Below are 1,589 nucleotides of genomic sequence, written 5' to 3' on the forward strand. Positions count from 1 at the left end.
ACAATACTCCGCATCGGAAAAGCATATCCCGAATTTTTCAGCGTAGCCCTAACCCTTTCCTTAGCTTCTTGCACCGCAGAATCTGGCAATCCCACAACCACAATTTTCGGTAGCCCCCCCGACACATCAGCCTCAACACCAACCTTTACCGCGTCAATTCCTACGATCGATGCACTCCACACCCTAGCAAGCATTTTTCTTAATCCTTAATTTGCCTGTCCCTGATTCATCATCTATTATGATTAACAATGACTAATGAATATCGGGAGAGGCAAGAAAAACTTTTCCTTGCCTCTTCTTTTTCTCCTCTTCCCTCTCTCCTGCTGGGTCTTCCCTCTTCCCTCTTCCCTTTCTCCCTTCCCACTTGGGCATTCCCTCTTCCCACTTCCCCTTCTCCCTTCCCACTTGGGCATTCCTCTTCCCACTTCCCACTTGGGCCTTCTTCCTTCTTCCTTCTTCCTTCTTCCTTCTTCCTTCTTCCTTCTTCCTTCGTTAACACCCATGACAACTCAAGAAACGCTTTTCACCAAAATCATCCGCAAAGAGATTCCGGCAGACATCGTTTATGAGGACGACTTGGCCCTCGCGTTCAGAGATATCAATCCGCAAGCACCCGTCCACATCCTCGTCATTCCCAAACAGCCTATTGCCAAATTAGCCGATGCTGAGTCGGAAGATCATGCTCTCATGGGACACCTGCTGCTGACTGTCAAGCGGGTAGCACAACAACTCGGACTTAGCAACGGCTATCGCGTCGTCATTAATAGCGGCAGCGACGGCGGCCAAACTGTAGACCACCTGCACCTTCACATTCTCGGCGGACGGCAGATGAAGTGGCCCCCAGGCTAAAGGCTAATTTTTACGCAGAACTTGCGGACTCATCCTCAGAAACTCGGTTGATATCAATTCCGGCGCAGCCGGAATGATATCAAATCCGCGCTTCGGGAGTCGGGCGTAAAGTCTAATCCTGCGGCCAACAAATCAGGAGCGCAATTTTCATTTTTTTGACTCACAGTCAACAGTCAACAGTCAACAGTCAACAATGATTTCGTCAATAAACCCGGTTGATTGGCTCTTATTGAGAATGCAGCCCGATCGCACTAGAAACCCGGTTGTCAGTATTCTCCCGATACAAACTTACCCTCGCAGAATCCACCGATTATATGTGAATAAATATTAAAAATCATCTCTTCAAGACCTAATTAAGAGATATTTAAATAGAAAGGAACTCGACCTGAACAAAAAAAAAACGATCTAACTGCTGAACCAAGCTACAGACAATAGATTCAGTTCTTCAGGTCGCTATATTTAACCGATTTGGTGTGTAATATTACTTTGTAAAAAATTACAAATATTTACGAAAAGTTAAGTTATTGTAAATGTTTGTAAAATGTTTAAATTGTCAGCAGAAATCCCTTGGCAAACTAGAGTGAATGGTGTTACTAATATAAGCGTGGGGCATCCCCACAACGAACCTTGAAAATTCAATTAAGCAATCATAAATCAAATGACAACAACCGTACAGCGTCGCGAAAGCGGCAACGTTTGGGAACGGTTCTGCGAGTGGGTAACTAGCACCGAAAACCGCA

At 45.4% G+C, this 1,589-nt stretch carries 3 protein-coding genes; 1 reads left to right on the top strand and 2 read right to left on the bottom strand.

The window, feature by feature from the left end:
• Positions 1-194, bottom strand: a 194-nt coding sequence (locus tag ACUVJL_RS07275) for a magnesium chelatase domain-containing protein (RefSeq protein WP_445245244.1), incomplete at its 3' end; no start/stop codon positions are given.
• A gap of 48 nt (positions 195-242) precedes the next feature.
• Complete coding sequence (locus ACUVJL_RS07280; RefSeq protein ID WP_445245245.1) at positions 243-503, bottom strand: hypothetical protein; 261 nt, start codon at positions 501-503, stop codon at positions 243-245.
• On the opposite strand from ACUVJL_RS07280, the gene ACUVJL_RS07285 reads away from it, so the two are divergent.
• Entirely contained in the window at positions 502-849 is a 348-nt protein-coding gene (locus ACUVJL_RS07285; RefSeq protein WP_445245246.1) for a histidine triad nucleotide-binding protein, read from the top strand. The genes ACUVJL_RS07280 and ACUVJL_RS07285 overlap by 2 nt on opposite strands.
• Positions 850-1,589 lie beyond the last annotated feature (740 nt).

The sequence above is a fragment of the Microcoleus sp. OTE_8_concoct_300 genome, assembly GCF_031383065.1.
Taxonomy (GTDB): Bacteria; Cyanobacteriota; Cyanobacteriia; order Cyanobacteriales; family Microcoleaceae; genus Microcoleus.

What these genes read in the sequence shown, in the direction of transcription:
- ACUVJL_RS07280 (WP_445245245.1), bottom strand. Translation starts at nt 503, where the DNA reads ATGGGTGTTAACGAAGGAAGAAGGAAGAAGGAAGAAGGAAGAAGGAAG.
- ACUVJL_RS07285 (WP_445245246.1), top strand. Translation starts at nt 502, where the DNA reads ATGACAACTCAAGAAACGCTTTTCACCAAAATCATCCGCAAAGAGATT.